Below are 740 nucleotides of genomic sequence, written 5' to 3' on the forward strand. Positions count from 1 at the left end.
AAGCCGCCAACGTTCTGCTATCGCGCATCACGCGATTCTCAAAACTCAAGCGCTGGGGGATGGACGTAGCCAAGCGGCGAGGCTCGAAGCGCGCCAAAGTCGCTCTGGCGCGCAAGCTCGCAGTGATCCTGCATCGGATCTGGGTCGATGGTACAATTTACCGATGGGGTGAAGCGGAGTCGATCGCAGCATAGAACCTGTGGAGAGGATTGAGAATGCAACCGGGCTGAACTGAAGCCCGGTGCCCGAAGTCCCGTCGCCGGGACGGTGGATCCGGTGAAGCCGTTACACGCCCAGTAGCCGTCATCTGACGAACTACGCGTATCTAGATAGGCTCACCGCTCCCTCTGACAGCATGATGTGGCGGCCAGGCGTTGACCACGGACAGAAGCATGGAGGAGAGCGTCGCGCGCTATCTGAGCCAACTTGACACGGCCGACCACCAGGAGCCGACGGAGGCGCTGGCCACGAAGGTGACGAGGCTTACCGAGAAGCTGACAAAGCTGAAGGAGGAAATGGGCAAGCTTGCCGTCTACGAGAAGCAAATGCTTGCTTCGCCTGACCAGCAAATCTCGCTGACCGACCCCGACAGCCGCTCGATGGCAACGAGCGGCCGCGGCTCTGGCGTTGTTGGCTACAACGTACAGGTCGCCGTAGACACCGAGCACCATCTGATTGTGACGCATGAGGTGACGAACAGCGGCTCGGATCGGGCACAACTTGCCAATATGGCCAAGCAG

2 pseudogenes are annotated in these 740 nt (G+C 60.1%); both read left to right on the forward strand.

Annotated features, from left to right (window positions below):
* Window positions 1-194: pseudogene (locus H1B27_RS39640) on the forward strand (IS110 family transposase); the annotation flags it as partial.
* Between the two features lie 198 nt (window positions 195-392).
* Window positions 393-740 (forward strand): annotated as a pseudogene (locus H1B27_RS39645) (IS5/IS1182 family transposase); the annotation flags it as partial.

The organism is Bradyrhizobium diversitatis (assembly GCF_016031635.1).
Classification (GTDB): domain Bacteria; phylum Pseudomonadota; class Alphaproteobacteria; order Rhizobiales; family Xanthobacteraceae; genus Bradyrhizobium; species Bradyrhizobium diversitatis.